This window comes from Streptomyces sp. NPDC032091, assembly GCF_055580265.1.
Genome location: NZ_JBVILR010000010.1, coordinates 117,964 through 134,331, shown reverse-complemented (window position 1 = coordinate 134,331; position 16,368 = coordinate 117,964). Strand labels below are relative to the sequence as shown.

Genomic DNA, 16,368 nt, shown 5'->3' with positions numbered 1-16,368 from the left:
GGGAGAAGCCGTGCGCTTCGAGATTCTGCGCCTGGACGACGTCGACGGAACCGCCGTGGACAGCACCGTCGTGGACGCGGCCTCCGTCAACCGGATCGTGCAGCAGGCGGCCGCCATCGGCCAGCGCATCCTGATCCGACCGGCCGAGAGTGCGTCCTCCTGATGCTTCCGAAACGCCCCCGTACCGATCCGGTACGGGGGCGTTCGTATGTGCGGGGCGACCCGGGGGCGGCCCGGGGCGGTTCAGGCGCCGTGGACGACCTGGAGGACGCCGTTGATGATCTGCTGGACGGCGATGGCCGAGAGCATCATGCCGGCGAGGCGGGTGACCAGGACGACGCCGCCGTCCTTGATGATCCGGATGATGACGAGGGAGTACCGCATCGTCAGCCACAGCACCACGTGCATCGCGGCGATCGCCGTCCACACGGAGAGCTGCCCGCCGAACCCGTCGGCCTTCTGCACGGCCAGGATGACGGAGACGATCGCACCGGGACCGGCCAGCAGCGGCATGCCCAGCGGGACGAGGGCGACGTTGACGTCCTTGGTCTGCTTGGGCTCGTCGGTCTTGCCGGTGAGCAGGTCGAGCGCGATCAGCAGGAGCAGCAGACCACCGGCGATCATCAGCGCCGGGACGGAGACGTGCAGGTAGTCGAGGATCTGCTGGCCGCAGATGCCGAAGGTGGCGATCACACCGAAGGCGACGCAGACGGCCTGCCAGGCCATACGGCGCTGCACCTTGGCCGGGCGGCCGGAGGTCAGCGCGAGGAAGATCGGGGTGATGCCCGGCGGGTCCATAATCACAAAAAGCGTGAGAAAAAGGGATCCGAAGACAGCGAAATCGAACACAGTGATGCCTTGCATAGAGGGGTGTCACGAAAAAGGGCGAGGGGACGGACGCGCGGGGGCCCGGCGACCGCATGCGTCAGCAGCGGCAGCAGCGGCGGCGGCGCTCAGGCGCGGGCGTCTCCGCCGGCGCCCGGCACGGGGAACGCCCCCGTGGCCCGGCGCGTGATCTCGCCGTAGATCTCGGGGTCGGTGGTGTACTCCCCGAGACGGCAGGTCTTGCGGCTGCCGTGGTAGTCGCTGGAACCGGTGGTCAGCAGACCGAGGTCCCCGGCCAGGCCGCGCAGGCGCGCGCGGGTGTCGGCGTCGTGGTCCATGTGGTCCACCTCGATGCCGTCCAGGCCCGCGGCCGCGAGGGCGGCTATCGCCTCCTCGGGCACGCACGTGCCGCGCTTGACGGCTGCCGGGTGCGCGAAGACGGTGACCCCGCCGGCCGCCTTGACCAGGCGGATGGCGTCGAAGGGGTCCAGCTCGTGCTTCTCGGCGTAGGCGCGGCCCCCATCGGCGAGCCACTCCGCGGTGAACGCGTCGGAGACGGTGGGGACGACGCCCAGCTCGACCATGGCGGTCGCGATGTGCGGGCGCCCCACGGAGCCGTTCCCGGCGATCCGGGCCACCTGCTCCCAGGTCACGCCGACGCCGAGCTCCCGGAGCTTGCCGACCATGGCCTGGGCGCGGGGCGTGCGGTCGTCCCGCACGAGCTCCCGCTCGGCGGCGAGCTCGGGCTCCTGCGGGTCGAAGAGGTAGGCGAGCATGTGCAGCCCCACCCCGTCGAGCCGGCAGGACAACTCGGCCCCGGTGACCAGCGTGAGGCCCTGCGGCAGGGCCGCGACGGCCTCGGCGTATCCCCCGACGGTGTCGTGGTCGGTCAGCGCGACCACGTCCAGCCCGGCCGCGGCGGCGTTGCGCACCAGCTCGGCGGGGGTGTCGGTACCGTCGGAAGCCGTGGAGTGGGCGTGCAGATCGATGCGCACAGCCGGACTCCAGGGTGCAGACGGACGAGGGGGACACTCCAGGATACCCGCGCCCCAACCCCGGCGGGGCCGTGGGCGGGGGGGCGGGGGGGTGGGGCGGCGGGCGGGGTCAGGGGTGGGCGGGACCCGAGCGGGGCGGTCTCAGAGAAGGGTTGGGGCTTTCCCGTCAGTCTCATCGTCCTTCCGTGTCGGGCCGGCCTGTCAAGGGCGCTCCTTCGTCGCGTCGCTTCGCGATGGCCTTCGGCCACCCTTGACAGACCGTCCCGCCACGGAAAAACGAAGACTGCCGGGAAACCCCCAAAGAAACGGAACGGATGTTCATGAGACATCCGGCCGTGTCAGGGAGCAGGCGAGGTCGTCGGGGGCCGCCTCGCTGGGCATCCGGCCCCGTCGTGAGGGCAATCGGGGACGACCTACGCGTCAGATCGCTACGCGCTCCTCTTTGCTTAGCGTCTGCCATCCGTCTGGGGTCGCTGCCCGCAGCCAAGGACGATGGGATCGTCATCCGGGGCCGCCCCGCGCCCCAGATCGCTACGCGCTCCTCGTTTCTCGGCGTCCAGGGGTGGTCGTGGGCTGGGATGCCCTGCCACCCGTCGTCTGGTGCGGTCAGAAAGCCAAGACGGCCGCCTGACGCTGAGACGCGAGGAGCGCGTAGCGATCTGGGGCGCCGGGCGGCCCCGGATGACGATCTCATCGTCCTTTCGTGCGGGCAGCGACCCCAGACGGGCGGCGGACGCTAAGCCGGGAGGAGCGCGTAGCGATCTGACGCGTAGGTCGTCCCCGCTTGCACCTTGAGGTCTGCCCGGATGCCCGGTCAGGCGACCCCCGACGACCTCGCCTGGTCCCTGACCCGGCCGCGTGGCCGAAGGCCATCGCGCAGCGACGCGACGAAGGAGCGCCCTTGACAGGCCGGCCCGACACGGAAGGACGATGAGACTGACGGGAAAGCCCCAACCCCTCCCTGAGACCGCTCAAGGGGACCCCGCCCACCCCCGACCCCGCCCAGCGCCCCAACCCCGCCCCGCCCCCTACGGCCCCAGGATCCGCGGGCTCAGCGCACCGCACGGGACCAGTTCCACCTCCGCGCCCGCGTCGCGGAGGTCGGCCAGGACGAGTTCGTCGTACATGAGGAGGCCCGACTGTTCCGGCCAGACGATGGCCCACAGCCACAGGCCGCGGGCCTCGCCCGCGAACACGGCGCGGTCCTCCGGGGCACCCTTGACGTGCCACAGCGGTGTCGGGCGGCCGTCGGTGACGACCTTGGCGTGCGGAGGGCCCGAGACGTCGAGGCCCGGGCCGGGGTCGGGGCCGTCGATGCCCGCGAAGCGGGCGCCGAGGCCCACGCCGAGCTCCTCGGCGACCAGCAGCAGCTCGCCCAGGCCGCCGAGCGGGCCGGGGCCGGTGCAGGCCACGACGGTGGCCCGGCCGCCGGTGCGGTCGTCGCCGGCGGAGCCTACCCCCGTGAACAGCCATCCCACCGGCAGCGGCCACGGCATCCACACCGGCACCTTCGACCGGTTCGCCACCACGCCCAGGCCCTCCACGCTGGGCGGGATGACGGGCTGGAGCGGGTGGACGGGGCCGTGCACGGCGCACTGCCAGGAGTCGGAGAAAAGACCGGGCGCGCGCACCCGGCCACCACACTTCGGGCAACTCGGTTCGCCCCTCATAGGAAGCACGCTCCTCCCCGCCCGGCGCCCCGTCAAGACGCGATCACCCGTCCGGATGGCACCCGCGCCCGGCGGGCCCCGCGCTCAGTCCAGTGCGACGGCCGTACGCAGAGGGTCCCGCAGATCGGTCCCGCGCGCGAGCCAGCGCTCCTGGAGGGCGGCCGCGCCGTGCACCCGCTTCCAGGCGGCCTCGTTCGCCGTCATGGGGAGCAGGGGGAGGAAGCGGACGGGGTCCATCGGCTCGTCCAGGTCGAGGTCCTCGACGAGTCCGCCCGGCTCGGCGACGAGGACCGAGGTGAACGGCGCCCCGTCCCACAGGGGTTCGCCGACGTCGAGGGAGGCGCCGGGGGCCACGACCAGACCCTCGACCATCGGGGAGGCCGCCAGCACCGCGAGGGGCCGCAGCACCTTGTCGGTGGGCGCGAGCCCCGCCCGTACGGTCAGCAGCAGCTCGGCGCGCGGGCCGCGCACCGGGTCGGCGACCACGGCGGTCGGGTCGGTCATGGGGTGTGCGGACATGCCGAGGGTCGCGTACCGGACGAGGTCGCCCTCGGCGAAGCGGAGGACCTCGATGCGGTCGGTGCCCAGGAAGGTGACGGCGGCGCGGGCGTCGGGTTCGCCGAACGCGCTGCGCAGCCGGGCTTCGACGAGGGCCGGAATTTCTGCCATGGAGCGAGCATAGAACTCCTATCCGCCGGGTAAAGACAGCCGTTTGACCATCTGTCGGCTGATAGTGTTGACAGCCGGTCGGGGCCGCGTGCAGAAGCATGATTCAGGGCTCCGGCGACAGGACGTCCCCCACGGGGGACCGGCCGGAGGAGGTGGGGCTGCGATGGATCGAAGTCGATCGTGCAGTACCAATCGCTCTTCGGCCACTTTCCAGGGCGGCTCCAGCCCCCTTTGATCTTCTGATCAGCAGAAGAGCGACGGCAGAACTTTGTCCTCCGTCCTGTTTCCCTCCGTCCGCCCGGGCCTGTCCGCCCGCTGCCGGAGGGCCTCCCACCCGTGCGGTCCGCAGCCGTGCGCGAGAAGGAGCCTGCCATGTCGATGCTGCCCTACCTCCGTGCCGCCGTCCGTCCGTCACTGCGCAAGTCCACGCCCGTACAGCCCGGCTACGACACCACCCGCGACCCCTCCGCGAGCAGCGCGGTCGTCGACTGCGCCGTCTACCGCGACGGCCGGCGGGCGCAGGGCGACTGCCTGACGCCGCGTGAGGCGCTGCGGCGGGTCCGGGAGGACGGCGGGTTCGCCTGGATCGGCCTGCACGAGCCCACCGAGGCGGAGTTCGCGGGGATCGCCGCCACGTTCGGTCTGCACCCCCTCGCCGTGGAGGACGCGGTCCACGCCCACCAGCGGCCGAAGCTGGAGCGCTACGACGAGACCCTCTTCACGGTCTTCAAGACGATCCACTACGTGGAGCACGCCGAACTGACCGCCACCAGCGAGGTGGTGGAGACCGGCGAGGTGATGTGCTTCACCGGCCCGGACTTCGTGATCACGGTCCGGCACGGCGGCCAGGGTTCGCTGCGGACGCTGCGCCACCGCCTCCAGGACGACCCCCAGCTCCTGACCCGGGGCCCGTCGGCGGTGCTGCACTCGATCGCCGACCACGTGGTGGACGGGTACATCGCCGTCGCGGCGGCCGTGCAGGACGACATCGACGAGGTGGAGAGCGCGGTCTTCGCCGCTCCGGCCAAGGGTGTCGCCCGGGGCGGCGACGCGGGCCGCATCTACCAGCTGAAGCGGGAGGTGCTGGAGTTCAAGCGGGCGGTCTCGCCGCTGCTGCGGCCGATGGAGCTGCTGAGCGAGCGGCCCATGCGGCTGGTGGACCCGGACATCCAGAAGTACTTCCGTGACGTCGCCGACCACCTCGCCCGGGTGCACGAGCAGGTCATCGGTTTCGACGAGCTGCTGAACTCCATCCTCCAGGCGAACCTGGCGCAGGCCTCCGTCGCCCAGAACGAGGACATGCGCAAGATCACCTCCTGGGCGGCGATCATCGCCGTCCCCACGATGATCTGCGGGGTGTACGGCATGAACTTCGACCACATGCCGGAGCTGCACTGGCGCTACGGCTATCCGATGGTGATGGCCGCGATCGTCGGCAGCTGCTTCGCCATCCACCGGGCGCTGCGGCGCAACGGCTGGCTGTAGCAGCCAACGGTAGCGCTGGGCAGCGCACGCCCTACGCTGTGCGCATGACTCTCAGCGCACTCGACCTGGCCCTCGTCGAGGAGGCCTCCAAGAAGTCCGGCCTGATCTGGGTCCGCGGTGCGGGCGCCGACCGGGCCCTGTGGCACGCCTGGGTGGACGGCGCCGCGCACGTGCTCGGCGACGGACCCGGCGAGCAGCCGTTCCCGGGGCTCGCGGACGGCGCGGCCGCCGAGGTGACCGTACGCAGCAAGGACAAGGGCGGCCGGCTCGTGGCCTGGACCGCGGCGGTACGGGAGCTCGCGCCCGGCTCCGGGCCGTGGGAGGCCGCCGTCGCCGAGCTCAAGGGCAAGCGGCTGAACGCGCCCGACTCGGAGGCGATGACGGAGCGCTGGGCCCGGGAGTGCCGGCTGCTGCGGCTGGAGCCGGTGGCGGTGGCCGACCGGCTGCCCGAGGGCTCGCTGGCCGCGGCGCCGCTGGGCTCCCCCGCGACGACGCGCCGGCCGATCCCGGCGGGGCTGCCGAAGCTGCTGCTGAAGCGGAAGAGGAAGTAGCGGAGGGAGCCGCGGGAGGCGGCCCGGCGCTCAGCCGCCGGTCGGGTTCGAGCCCTGGCCGGAGGAGCTGCCGCCGGAGCCGCCCGTGCCTGCGGAGCGGCCCGTACCCGTGGAGCCGCCCGTACCTCCGGAGCCGGCGGAGCCGCCGGTGCCCGCGCTCTTCGACGGGGCCGGGGAGGCGCCCGTGCCCGTCCCCGCTCCGTCCTTGGTGGTCGGCAGCTGGGAGCCGTAGTCCACGGTCTGGTCCTGGGCCGGCGCCTCCAGCGGGAAGGCCTTGCCCCACTCGGTCAGCTCCACCCGGCCCGCGCCGCCCGCGCGCTCCATCAGCAGCGGGTACGGGGTGCCCTCCAGGGAGACCGTCAGCTTGCCGCCCTTGCCCGCGTCGGCGGAGACCGGCACCGCCCGGGTGTGGCCGACGGTGGTGTAGCCGCCCTTGGTGAGCTTGCCCTGGAGGCCGAGGAGCCCGTCGAGCAGGACGTGCATGTCGGTGAACCCGCGGAACTGCTTGTACGTGGGGTCGCTCTCGGGGACCTTCACGTATTTGTCGCCGAGCTTGCCGGCCGAGTCCGACTTCCCCCAGAACGCGGCGCTGGCCTTCAGGTACAGCTGCTCGCCGACGCGCAGCACCTGGAAGGTGTCGGCCTGCGACTTGACCTGGCCGGAGCCGCCGTCGCCCTTGAGCCGCAGGTCGAGGGTGTAGGACTTGCCGCCGCTGACCAGGGTCCCGGAGAGGTGGACCGAGCCGGCGGCGGCGGCCGCGGCCTTCGCCTGGCTCTCGATCTTCTCCGGGGTCTGCTTGCCGACCCCGTTCGTGCCCTTGTCGGGGTCCGTCTTCTCCGCGCAGCCCGCCTGGGTGACGGCGATGCCCGCGCACAGGGCACCGATGACGGCGGCCCGGCGCAGCCGAACGGCGGAGGGGTAGGCGGTCACGTCGGGTGCCTCTCGTCGCTGGGTCGGCCGGGGGCGGCTCCCGGCCGGTGTCCCGGGGGAGCAGCAGGCAGCGTACCCGCCCCCGCGACGGGCCCCGCCGGACCCCCGGCCGGACCGCCCCACCAGGACGCTTTCCCCCGGCAGGGGCTAGCCTGAGGCACGGCAGGACTGGTGATCGACGCTCTAGGAGGCGCTCGGATGGGTGCAGGCGCCCCGCGGATCTTCGTCTCGCACCTCTCGGGCGTGCCCGTCTTCGACCCCAACGGCGACCAGGTGGGCCGGGTCCGCGACCTGGTGGCGATGCTGCGCGTCGGCGGCCGTCCGCCCCGGCTGCTGGGCCTGGTGGTCGAGGTGGTCAGCCGGCGCCGCATCTTCCTTCCGATGACCCGGGTGACGGGCGTGGAGTCCGGGCAGGTCATCACCACCGGTGTCGTCAACATGCGGCGTTTCGAACAGCGTCCGACCGAGCGGCTGATCATCGGCGAGCTGCTGGACCGCCGGGTGACGCTGGTGGCCAGCTCCGAGGAGGTCACCGTTCTCGACGTGGCCATCCAGCAGTTGCCGGCCCGCCGTGACTGGGAGATCGACCGGATCTTCGTCCGCAAGGGCAAGGGGGGCGCGCTGCGCCGCCGCGGCGAGACCCTGACGGTGGAGTGGTCGGCGGTGACCGGCTTCTCGCTGGAGGAGGAGGGCCAGGGCGCGGAGAACCTGGTCGCCACCTTCGAGCAGATGCGCCCGGCGGACGTGGCGAACGTGCTGCACCACCTGACGCCGAAGCGGCGCGCCGAGGTGGCCAACGCCCTCGACGACGACCGGCTCGCGGACGTCCTGGAGGAGCTGCCCGAGGACGAGCAGGTGGAGATCCTCGGCAAGCTGAAGGAGGAGCGCGCCGCCGACGTCCTGGAGGCGATGGACCCGGACGACGCGGCCGACCTGCTCTCCGAGCTGCCCGAGGACGACAAGGAACGGCTGCTGACGCTGATGCAGCCGGACGACGCGGCCGACGTGCGGCGTCTGCTGTCGTACGAGGAGAACACCGCCGGCGGTCTGATGACCACGGAGCCGATCGTGCTGCGGCCGGACGCGACGGTCGCCGACGCGCTGGCCCGCGTACGCCAGTCGGACCTGTCGCCGGCGCTGGCGGCGCAGGTGTACGTGTGCCGGCCGCCGGACGAGACGCCGACGGGCAAGTACCTGGGGACGGTGCACTTCCAGCGGCTGCTGCGGGACCCCCCGTTCACGCTGGTCAGCTCGATCGTGGACACGGACCTGCCGCCGCTGCCGCCGGACGCCTCGCTGCCCGTCGTGACGAGCTACCTGGCCGCGTACAACATGGTCGCGGCGCCCGTGGTCGACGAGAGCGGCTCGCTGCTGGGCGCGGTGACGGTCGACGACGTCCTGGACCACCTGCTGCCCGACGACTGGCGGGAGACGGACTTCCATTCCGAGGAGGCCGTACGTGGCCACTGAACGCGGACGGGGCGACGCGGCGCGCGAGCGTCGGCAGAGGCGCCGCGAGCAGACCCGCGAGGGGCTCTCGGAGCGGCTGGAGGAGGCGGCGCGGCTGCGTGGCGAACGGGCGGCGGAACGTTCCTCCGAACGGGCGCGCGCCGGCGCGCCGTCGGGGGCCAGCGCGCTGACGCGCTCGCGGGTGCGGCTGGACCAGCCGCGCCAGGACCGGCGCAAGCTGCTGCCCGAGTACGACCCGGAGGCCTTCGGGCGGCTGTCGGAGCGGGTCGCCCGGTTCCTGGGCACGGGCCGGTTCATCGTCTGGATGACCCTGGTCATCGTGGTGTGGGTGCTGTGGAACGTCTTCGCCCCGGACCACCTGCGCTTCGACCAGTACCCCTTCATCTTCCTGACGCTGATGCTGTCCCTCCAGGCCTCGTACGCGGCCCCGCTGATCCTGCTCGCGCAGAACCGGCAGGACGACCGGGACCGGGTCACCCACGAGCAGGACCGCAAGCAGAACGAGCGGTCGATCGCGGACACCGAGTACCTGACCCGGGAGATCGCGGCGCTGCGGATGGGTCTGGGCGAGGTCGCCACGCGCGACTGGATCCGCTCGGAGTTCCAGGACCTGATCAAGGAGATGGACGAGCGGCGGCTGTTCCCCGGTGAAAGTGACGAAGGCGACCGCTGATCGGCTTACCGGAGCCCTGCTACCGAGCCGTACCATCGGGGGCATGGCTACCGAGACACCCTCCGCCGCCGTGCCGGAGCAGGACGCGATCCTGGACGCGCTGGCGACGGTCAACGACCCCGAGATCCACCGGCCGATCACCGAACTCGGCATGGTCAAATCGGTGGAGATCGGCGACGGCGGCGCGGTCGCCGTCACGGTCTACCTGACGGTGTCGGGCTGCCCCATGCGCGAGACCATCACCAAGAACGTCACCGACGCCGTCGCGAAGGTCGCGGGCGTCACCTCCGTGTCCGTCACCCTGGACGTGATGAGCGACGAGCAGCGCAAGGAGCTCGCGACCACCCTGCGCGGCGGCACCGCCGAGCGCGAGGTGCCCTTCGCGAAGCCGGGCTCGCTGACCCGCGTCTACGCGGTGGCCTCCGGCAAGGGCGGCGTCGGCAAGTCCTCCGTCACCGTGAACCTGGCGGCGGCGATGGCGGCCGACGGCCTGAAGGTCGGCGTGGTCGACGCGGACATCTACGGCCACAGCGTGCCGCGGATGCTGGGTGTGGAGGGCAAGCCCACCCAGGTCGAGAACATGATCATGCCGCCGTCCGCGAACGGCGTGAAGGTCATCTCCATCGGCATGTTCACCCCGGGCAACGCCCCGGTGGTGTGGCGCGGCCCGATGCTGCACCGCGCGCTCCAGCAGTTCCTGGCCGACGTGTTCTGGGGCGACCTGGACGTGCTGCTGCTGGACCTCCCGCCGGGCACGGGCGACATCGCCATCTCGGTGGCCCAGCTCGTCCCGAACGCCGAGATCCTGGTCGTCACCACCCCGCAGCAGGCGGCGGCCGAGGTCGCGGAGCGGGCCGGTTCGATCGCGGTGCAGACGCACCAGAAGATCGTGGGCGTCGTCGAGAACATGTCGGGCCTGCCGTGCCCGCACTGCGACGAGATGGTGGACGTCTTCGGCACCGGCGGCGGCCAGAAGGTCGCGGACGGTCTGACGAAGACCACGGGCGCCACGGTGCCGGTGCTGGGCCAGATCCCGATCGACGTGCGGCTGCGCGAGGGCGGCGACAACGGCCGGCCGGTCGTCCTGGCGGACCCGGACTCCCCGGCGGGCGCGGCCCTGCGCACGATCGCCGGCAAGCTGGGCGGGCGCGCCCGCGGCCTCTCGGGCATGTCCCTGGGCATCACGCCGCGCAACAAGTTCTAGCGCAAGACAAGTTCCAGGGGTACGGGCAAGGGGCACCACCGGGCGGTGGTGCCCCTTTGCGCCGGGGCCGTCGCCTATTCGTAGGACCCCAGGTCGGCGATGGCCGAGAAGCCCAGCCCGTACGCGCTCATCCCCCGCCCGTACGCGCCCAGGTGCACCCCGCTCCCGGTGGAGCCGGCCAGCACCCACCCGAACTCGGACTCGCGGTAGTGGAACGGCGTCGGCTCCCCGTCCACGGGCAGCGACAGCGTCGACCAGTCCGGCCCCGTGAGGTCGTCGGCGAGCTCCCACGCGGCTTCCGTCTGCTGGTCGAGCCAGTCGTCGCGCAGGCTGTGGTCCATCTGCGGCGGCCAGCTGTAGGCCAGCAGCCCGGAGCCGGCCAGCCAGGCGGCCGAGGAGACCGAGGTGGCCTCCAGGACGCCGGTGCCGTCCCCGCTGCGGCGCAGGGGGTTGCTGGCGACGGTGACCACCACCGCGAACCGCTCCTTCTCGCCGGTGGCGATCTCGCCCCGGACCGAGGGCTCGTCCCCGTGCCCGGTGGAGCCGTGCTCCACGGCGCCGTCGGCGCCGGTGCCGACCTGCATGAGCCAGCGGGGGCCGGTGAAGGCCCCGTCCAGCCCGTACCAGGGGAACTCGGCCCTCAGGTAGCCCTCGGCGGCGCGGCGCGCCGCCGGGACGGGCGCGGTGGCGTCGGTGGTCCGGCCGGCGCCGGACCGCGCCGCCGGCTCGGGCGGCTCGGGCTGCGGAGTGGTGGCGTCGGGGGCGTCGGCGGGCTGTGTGCCCACCCGGCTGCTGCTCGTGCTCGTCGTCTCCATGGGCGGCCTCTCGTTCCGTGGGATCCGGAACGGCCCTCCCCCTCGCTTCGCTGGGGGGACCCCCACCCTCGGGCGTCCTGGCTCCGGACAGATGGAGGATAGCCATCCGTCCCCGGATCGCCGGGCAGGCTGGGGCTCAGGTGGCGTCGGCGTCGAAGGGCGTACGCGGTTCCTGGGCCGGTGCTGCGGGCTTCTTCAGCAGGTCGGGACCGGTGGCGGCGGCGGGCGTGGCGGACGCCGGGGAGGCGGGGGCCGCCTCGCCGGTCCCGCGGCTGTTGACCGCGTCGGTGACCTCGGTCAGCTCCTTGCGGAGGTCGAAGCTGCTGCGCAGCTCCTGGAGGTCCTCGTTCTCGGTCAGCTGCTTGCGGATGAAGGTCTTGGGATTCAGGTCCTCGAACTCGAAGTCCTTGAACTCGGGGCCCAGTTCGGAGCGGATGTCCTGCTTGGCGCTGTCCGAGAACGCGCGGATCTTGCGGATGAAGCCCGAGACGTCCTGGATCACCTTCGGGAGCTTGTCCGGCCCGAAGATGAGGATGGCGAGCACCACGATGGTGACCAGTTCGAGTGCGCCTATGTCGTTGAACACCTTGCCGCTCCTCGGCTCTCTCCACATCGGGCCCGGTCAACGGTACCCGGCGAACCCGGCCCGCCCCTACGCCGGTGCGGGCCCTTCGCCGGATTCACCCGGGCGTCGCCGCGCGTTCCTCCCGCGTATGCCGGTCTCAGGAGCCGCTGGCGGACCCGAGCACCACGTCCAGGGTGCGTTCCCGGGCGTCGCGCAGCACGGTCAGGGAGAGGTGGTCGCCGGGCCGGTGGGCCCGGATCTTGATGATCAGCTCGTCGCCGCCGTGCACGCGGACCCCGTCCACCTTGGTGATCACGTCGCCGGGGCGGATCCCGGCGCGGGCACCGGGGCCGTCGGCGACCACGGCGGGCTTGCCGTCCTCGCCCTTGGTGTCGACCCGGGCTCCGTCGCCGGTGTACTGCATGTCCAAGGTGACCCCGATGACGGGGTGGGTGGCGTGGCCGGTGCGGATGAGCTCCTCGGCGACGCGTTTGCCCTGGTTGACGGGGATGGCGAAGCCGAGGCCGATGCTGCCGCTCTGGCGGTTGCGGTCGCCTTCGTCGTCGCCCTTGTCGGCCCCGCGGATGGCGCTGTTGATGCCGATGACGCGGGCGCGGGAGTCGAGGAGCGGACCGCCGGAGTTGCCGGGGTTGATGGGGGCGTCGGTCTGGAGGGCGTCGACGTAGCTGATGTCGCTGCCGCCGGCCTTGTCGCCGCCCGCCGTGATGGGGCGGCCGGTGGCGCTGATGATGCCGGCGGTGACGGTGTTGGAGAGGTCGAAGGGGGCGCCGATGGCCACGACGGGGTCGCCGACGCGGACGTTCTCGGAGTTGCCGAGGGCCAGGGGGCGCAGGCCGCGGACGCCGGTGACCTTCACGACGGCCAGGTCGTAGCCGCTGTCGCGGCCGACCAGCTCGGCGGTGACGCTGTCCCCGGTGCTGAAGGTGACCGTTATGTCCTTGGCATCGGCGACGCGTGGTTGTTGGTGAGGATGTGGCCCTGCTCGTCCAGGACGAATCCGGTGCCCGTGCCGCCGCCTTCGCCGCCGCTGACGTGCAGGGTGACGACGCCGGGCAGGGCGGTGGCCGCGATGCCGGCCACGCTGTCGGGAGCCCGGCCCCGGTTGTCGACGGCGGCCTGGGGGAGCTCCAGGCGGGTGCTCGTGCGGCGCTCGGCGATGATGCCCAGCCAGCCGCCGACGCCGCCGGCGAGGAGGGCGATCACCACTCCGAAGACGGCCAGCTGCCAGCCCGGGACCCCGCCCCGGCGCGGCGCGCCCTCGCCGTCCGCCACCTGGAGGGGCCGCGCGCCCCAGGGGTCGTACCGCGGCCCGGCCCCGGTCTCTCCGTCCGCCGCGAACTCGGCCGCGGGTTCGGGGGCGGCCCCGGAGCCGGGCTCGCCCTCCGGGGCGGCGGCGGGCGCGGGGGCCGGCGTGGTCGCCGAGGGGGCCTCGGCCTCCGGGGGGTTCTGCGGCTCTTCCCCCGGGTCACGGGGAGCGGGGACGGCCGGGGCGTCCGCCGAGGGAGCCTCGTGGCCGGACGGGGCGGCGGGCCGGCTCCAGCGGGCGGGAGCCGGACCGTTCTGCTGGCTGTCGGACATCTGCGCTCCCCCGCGGGCCTGGCGCGCCGCGGGGCGGCACGTGTGCCGCAGATTCAATCAGGTGCCGGGCCCCCGCGCTGGCCCGGGGCGCGGCCGGGAGCGGCTCCCGGGGTCAGCGGGTGAGGGAGACAGGCTGGGCCGTGACCGGCGGCGGGGAGCCGGCCGAGGGCAGCGGGGCGGACGGGCTCGGGCCACGCATCCCGTCCCGCAGCGGCAGCCGGTCGCGGACGGCGGCGTCGGTCAGGGGGACCGTCGGCCCCGGCCGCGAGGCCGGCGCCTCACCCCGGGCGTTGGGCTCGATCGCGTCCATCGGAAGCGCACCACCCAGCGCGATCGCCGCCAGCGAGACGGCTCCGGCCGCGACGAAGGCGAGGCGGCGTCTGGGACGCCCCATCTCATGGATGCGGAACCCTTCCCGCGGGGCGGGCGGCACGGCGTAACCGAAGGCGGCGAAAGGGTCGGCCCCGGGCGCGGGGGCGCGCCCCGCGCCGGGACCGCCCGGCGGCCCGGCGGGGCCCTCGGGGCCCCCTCCCGGCAGCCCCTGCAGCCGGGCCAGCAGTCCGGCGGACAGCGGCGGCGGGGCGCTCTCCACGAACAGGGTCTTCAGCCGGCGCTGCGCGTCGGCCTCGGCCTTGCACTTGGCGCAGGTGGCCAGGTGCGCCAGCACCCGCTCGCGGGCGTCGTGCTCCAGCTCCCCGTCCACCAGCGCGGCGAGACGGTCGCCCAGGTGCTGTTCGGCGGGGGACGGACTGACTCCGCTCACTCCGGTCCGCCCTCTCCCCCGGCGCCCGGGACGCCCACCGCCACGCCCGCCAGGGCACGCTGCTCCGCGCGGGCCTGGGGAGAACGGTGCTTGAGCGCCTTGCGCAGGTGCGATCGGCCGCGGTGGATGCGGCTGCGGACGGTTCCCAGCTTCACGCCGAGGGTGGCGGCGATCTCCTCGTAGGACAGGCCCTCGATGTCGCAGAGCACCACGGCGGCACGGAACTCGGGCGCGAGGGTGTCCAGCGCCTGCTGCACGTCCGCGTCGAAGTGGGTGTCGTGGAGCACCTGCTGCGGGGAGGGCTCGCGGCTCGGCAGCCGCTCGGCGGCGTCGTCGGCGAGCGCGTCGAAGCGGATCCGCTGCTTGCGGCGGACCATGTCCAGGAACAGGTTGGTGGTGATGCGGTGCAGCCAGCCCTCGAAGGTGCCGGGCGTGTACGTGGACAGCGAGCGGAAGACGCGGACGAAGACCTCCTGCGTCAGGTCCTCGGCGTCGTGCTGGTTGCCCGTCAGGCGGTAGGCGAGGCGGTAGACCCGCGCGCTGTGCGTGCTGACGATCTCCTCCCAGGTGGGAGGGGTCCACGCCTGGGAGCCCGCATCGGCGGCAAAGGTCGCGGTGGTCGCGGTGTGGGCGGTGTGGAAACGGTCAGCGGTGTAGGTCACGGATTTCGGCTCACCCGCCGACCAGAAGAGACGTCTCAGTACGCCTCCACGATCCACAGGCGCAGCCGCACCTCCCCTGTCGGCTCTGGTGGTGTCCAGTGGAGCCCCTACCATAGCCACCCCTCCCGTCAGCTCTGGATAAGCCTTTTTGCAGTAACTTTGCCCGGGGCTCGGGTTCCGCACCGCCGATCTGCCCGCCGGCGTCCCCTCTATCCCGCCTCTCACCCTCCCAACGCCCGGTCCCATCTGCGGGTTCCCGACGTCAGCGGATACAGTCACCGTTGCGCCAACTATGGGGACAGGAGAGGGTCATTACCGGCAACCGGCAGACGAGCTGGGCGTTCGCCGACGCGTTTGTCGCCGAGGACGACGCTCTGCGATGGGCCCGCGACCGGTCCAGGGAAGCGGGCCTGCGCTCCGTCTCCCCCGGCACCGGGGCCGCGCTGCGCCTGCTCGCCGCCACGGCGGACGCCAAGGCGGTCGCCGAGATCGGCACCGGGACCGGGGTCTCCGGCATCCACCTGCTGCACGGGATGCGTCCGGACGGGGTACTGACCACGGTCGATCCGGAACCGGACCGGCAGGCCTTCGCCCGGCAGGCGTTCCGCGCCGCCGGCTTCGCGGGGAACCGGGCGCGGTTCATTCCGGGGCGGGCCCTGGACGTGCTGCCGCGGCTCGCCGACGGCGGGTACGACCTCGTGTTCTGCGACGGGGACCCCACCGAGTCGCTGGACTACCTCGCGGAATCGTTGCGCCTGCTGCGGCCCGGGGGGCTGGTGTGCTTCGAGGGGGTCTTCGCGGACGGGCGCACGGTCGACTCCGCCGCGCAGCCGGTGGAGGTGCTGCGGGTCCGGGAGCTGCTGCGCACCGTGCGGGAGAGTCCCGCGCTGGAGTCCGCGCTGCTGCCGGTCGGCGACGGACTCCTCTGCGCCGTCCGGCGGTAGTCCGGTGCGGCCGGTCCGCACAAGACGACACCGCCCCGCCGCGTGAGCGGCGGGGCGGTGTGAAGATCTCAAGGGTCGAGGGTCAGCCGACGACCTTCTTCAGGGCGTCACCCAGGGCGTCCGCCTCGTCCGGCGTCAGCTCGACGACAAGCCGACCGCCGCCTTCGAGCGGTACGCGCATGACGATGCCTCGCCCCTCCTTGGTGACCTCGAGCGGGCCGTCGCCCGTCCGCGGCTTCATGGCCGCCATGCTCGTTCCCCTTCCTGAAACCAGCTCATCGTCAGCCGACGGCCCCGTTCAGGCGCCTAATACCCGGCATCGAACACATTGCTTCCCAGCCATTATCCCGCATGTCAGGACCCGATGACCAACATCGGCGGGGAACGCTTGGGCAACGCGCTCGGCCAAAACCACTCATTTCGGGGATCCGCCTGCGATACTTCGCCGCTGCCCCCGGGGAAGCGCCTCCGCTTCGTTTGACGCACATCACATGCCCGGCGGTGGCCGCGTCCGCCATGCTGACCCTTGGACCGGCCGGTACCGGCCG

19 protein-coding genes are annotated in these 16,368 nt (G+C 72.9%); 7 read left to right on the top strand and 12 right to left on the bottom strand.

Features of this window, described 5'->3' with window-relative positions:
- Nucleotides 1-10: 10 nt before the first annotated feature.
- Complete coding sequence (locus tag ACZ5NJ_RS18505) at nt 11-163, top strand: hypothetical protein (RefSeq protein ID WP_007266367.1); 153 nt, start codon at nt 11-13, stop codon at nt 161-163.
- A gap of 80 nt (nt 164-243) precedes the next feature.
- On the opposite strand, the gene ACZ5NJ_RS18500 is transcribed toward ACZ5NJ_RS18505, so the two are convergent.
- The 4 genes from ACZ5NJ_RS18500 to ACZ5NJ_RS18485 form a co-directional block, all read right to left on the bottom strand.
- Nucleotides 244-849 (bottom strand): MarC family protein, encoded by a 606-nt coding sequence (locus ACZ5NJ_RS18500; protein WP_079429653.1) that lies wholly within the window; start codon nt 847-849, stop codon nt 244-246.
- A gap of 104 nt (nt 850-953) precedes the next feature.
- The gene (locus tag ACZ5NJ_RS18495) at nt 954-1,820 is read right to left on the bottom strand and encodes a PHP domain-containing protein (RefSeq protein ID WP_468766092.1); all 867 of its coding nucleotides are present in this window, start codon (nt 1,818-1,820) and stop codon (nt 954-956) included.
- Between the two features lie 1,028 nt (nt 1,821-2,848).
- Nucleotides 2,849-3,490 carry a DUF6758 family protein gene (locus ACZ5NJ_RS18490; protein WP_365154270.1) on the bottom strand — a complete coding sequence of 214 codons (642 nt, stop codon included), beginning with the start codon at nt 3,488-3,490 and terminating at the stop codon, nt 2,849-2,851.
- A gap of 84 nt (nt 3,491-3,574) precedes the next feature.
- Entirely contained in the window at nt 3,575-4,159 is a 585-nt protein-coding gene (locus tag ACZ5NJ_RS18485) for a suppressor of fused domain protein (protein WP_468766091.1), read from the bottom strand.
- A 372-nt stretch (nt 4,160-4,531) separates the two neighbouring features.
- On the opposite strand from ACZ5NJ_RS18485, the gene ACZ5NJ_RS18480 reads away from it, so the two are divergent.
- Nucleotides 4,532-5,644 carry a magnesium and cobalt transport protein CorA gene (locus ACZ5NJ_RS18480; RefSeq protein WP_468766090.1) on the top strand — a complete coding sequence of 371 codons (1,113 nt, stop codon included), beginning with the start codon at nt 4,532-4,534 and terminating at the stop codon, nt 5,642-5,644.
- Nucleotides 5,645-5,688: 44 nt separating this feature from the next.
- Nucleotides 5,689-6,195, top strand: a complete 507-nt coding sequence (locus tag ACZ5NJ_RS18475; RefSeq protein ID WP_468766089.1) for a hypothetical protein — start codon at nt 5,689-5,691, stop codon at nt 6,193-6,195.
- A 30-nt stretch (nt 6,196-6,225) separates the two neighbouring features.
- On the opposite strand, the gene ACZ5NJ_RS18470 is transcribed toward ACZ5NJ_RS18475, so the two are convergent.
- On the bottom strand, nt 6,226-7,125 hold the full coding sequence (locus ACZ5NJ_RS18470) for a hypothetical protein (RefSeq protein WP_468766088.1): 900 nt from the start codon (nt 7,123-7,125) through the stop codon (nt 6,226-6,228).
- Between the two features lie 198 nt (nt 7,126-7,323).
- Here ACZ5NJ_RS18470 and ACZ5NJ_RS18465 point away from each other — a divergent pair, with 198 nt between their 5' ends.
- The 3 genes from ACZ5NJ_RS18465 (at nt 7,324) to ACZ5NJ_RS18455 (ending at nt 10,472) form a co-directional block, all read left to right on the top strand.
- Complete coding sequence (locus ACZ5NJ_RS18465; RefSeq protein WP_468766087.1) at nt 7,324-8,595, top strand: magnesium transporter MgtE N-terminal domain-containing protein; 1,272 nt, start codon at nt 7,324-7,326, stop codon at nt 8,593-8,595.
- A gap of 94 nt (nt 8,596-8,689) precedes the next feature.
- The gene (locus ACZ5NJ_RS18460; RefSeq protein WP_468766204.1) at nt 8,690-9,268 is read left to right on the top strand and encodes a DUF1003 domain-containing protein; all 579 of its coding nucleotides are present in this window, start codon (nt 8,690-8,692) and stop codon (nt 9,266-9,268) included.
- A gap of 43 nt (nt 9,269-9,311) precedes the next feature.
- Entirely contained in the window at nt 9,312-10,472 is a 1,161-nt protein-coding gene (locus ACZ5NJ_RS18455; RefSeq protein WP_468766086.1) for an Mrp/NBP35 family ATP-binding protein, read from the top strand.
- Nucleotides 10,473-10,546: 74 nt separating this feature from the next.
- Here ACZ5NJ_RS18455 and ACZ5NJ_RS18450 read toward each other — a convergent pair whose 3' ends face one another.
- The 6 genes from ACZ5NJ_RS18450 to sigE all read right to left on the bottom strand — a co-directional run bounded on the left by ACZ5NJ_RS18450 (nt 10,547) and on the right by sigE (nt 14,990).
- Entirely contained in the window at nt 10,547-11,287 is a 741-nt protein-coding gene (locus tag ACZ5NJ_RS18450) for a hypothetical protein (protein WP_468766085.1), read from the bottom strand.
- A gap of 136 nt (nt 11,288-11,423) precedes the next feature.
- Nucleotides 11,424-11,873 carry a sec-independent translocase gene (locus ACZ5NJ_RS18445; RefSeq protein WP_468766084.1) on the bottom strand — a complete coding sequence of 150 codons (450 nt, stop codon included), beginning with the start codon at nt 11,871-11,873 and terminating at the stop codon, nt 11,424-11,426.
- A 136-nt stretch (nt 11,874-12,009) separates the two neighbouring features.
- The gene (locus ACZ5NJ_RS18440; RefSeq protein WP_468766203.1) at nt 12,010-12,765 is read right to left on the bottom strand and encodes a S1C family serine protease; all 756 of its coding nucleotides are present in this window, start codon (nt 12,763-12,765) and stop codon (nt 12,010-12,012) included.
- A 38-nt stretch (nt 12,766-12,803) separates the two neighbouring features.
- Nucleotides 12,804-13,451, bottom strand: a complete 648-nt coding sequence (locus tag ACZ5NJ_RS18435) for a hypothetical protein (protein WP_468766083.1) — start codon at nt 13,449-13,451, stop codon at nt 12,804-12,806.
- 112 nt (nt 13,452-13,563) lie between these two features.
- Complete coding sequence (locus ACZ5NJ_RS18430) at nt 13,564-14,214, bottom strand: zf-HC2 domain-containing protein (RefSeq protein ID WP_468766082.1); 651 nt, start codon at nt 14,212-14,214, stop codon at nt 13,564-13,566.
- Nucleotides 14,211-14,990 (bottom strand): RNA polymerase sigma factor SigE, encoded by a 780-nt coding sequence (sigE, locus tag ACZ5NJ_RS18425; RefSeq protein ID WP_468766081.1) that lies wholly within the window; start codon nt 14,988-14,990, stop codon nt 14,211-14,213. Before sigE ends, ACZ5NJ_RS18430 begins: the two co-directional genes overlap by 4 nt.
- A gap of 167 nt (nt 14,991-15,157) precedes the next feature.
- Here sigE and ACZ5NJ_RS18420 point away from each other — a divergent pair, with 167 nt between their 5' ends.
- A complete protein-coding gene (locus ACZ5NJ_RS18420) occupies nt 15,158-15,820 on the top strand; it encodes an O-methyltransferase (protein ID WP_468766080.1) in 663 nt (220 codons plus the stop codon).
- Between the two features lie 82 nt (nt 15,821-15,902).
- Here the strand turns inward: ACZ5NJ_RS18420 and ACZ5NJ_RS18415 are convergent, their stop codons facing one another.
- Nucleotides 15,903-16,070 (bottom strand): DUF3117 domain-containing protein, encoded by a 168-nt coding sequence (locus ACZ5NJ_RS18415; RefSeq protein ID WP_003966491.1) that lies wholly within the window; start codon nt 16,068-16,070, stop codon nt 15,903-15,905.
- Nucleotides 16,071-16,368 lie beyond the last annotated feature (298 nt).

Bases quoted from the DNA above. Each gene is read 5' to 3' on its own strand.
- ACZ5NJ_RS18490 (WP_365154270.1), bottom strand. From the start codon at position 3,490: ATGAGGGGCGAACCGAGTTGCCCGAAGTGTGGTGGCCGGGTGCGCGCG.
- ACZ5NJ_RS18485 (WP_468766091.1), bottom strand. From the start codon at position 4,159: ATGGCAGAAATTCCGGCCCTCGTCGAAGCCCGGCTGCGCAGCGCGTTC.
- ACZ5NJ_RS18480 (WP_468766090.1), top strand. From the start codon at position 4,532: ATGTCGATGCTGCCCTACCTCCGTGCCGCCGTCCGTCCGTCACTGCGC.
- ACZ5NJ_RS18475 (WP_468766089.1), top strand. From the start codon at position 5,689: ATGACTCTCAGCGCACTCGACCTGGCCCTCGTCGAGGAGGCCTCCAAG.
- ACZ5NJ_RS18465 (WP_468766087.1), top strand. From the start codon at position 7,324: ATGGGTGCAGGCGCCCCGCGGATCTTCGTCTCGCACCTCTCGGGCGTG.
- ACZ5NJ_RS18455 (WP_468766086.1), top strand. From the start codon at position 9,312: ATGGCTACCGAGACACCCTCCGCCGCCGTGCCGGAGCAGGACGCGATC.
- ACZ5NJ_RS18450 (WP_468766085.1), bottom strand. From the start codon at position 11,287: ATGGAGACGACGAGCACGAGCAGCAGCCGGGTGGGCACACAGCCCGCC.
- ACZ5NJ_RS18435 (WP_468766083.1), bottom strand. From the start codon at position 13,451: ATGTCCGACAGCCAGCAGAACGGTCCGGCTCCCGCCCGCTGGAGCCGG.
- sigE (WP_468766081.1), bottom strand. From the start codon at position 14,990: ATGGTAGGGGCTCCACTGGACACCACCAGAGCCGACAGGGGAGGTGCG.
- ACZ5NJ_RS18415 (WP_003966491.1), bottom strand. From the start codon at position 16,070: ATGGCGGCCATGAAGCCGCGGACGGGCGACGGCCCGCTCGAGGTCACC.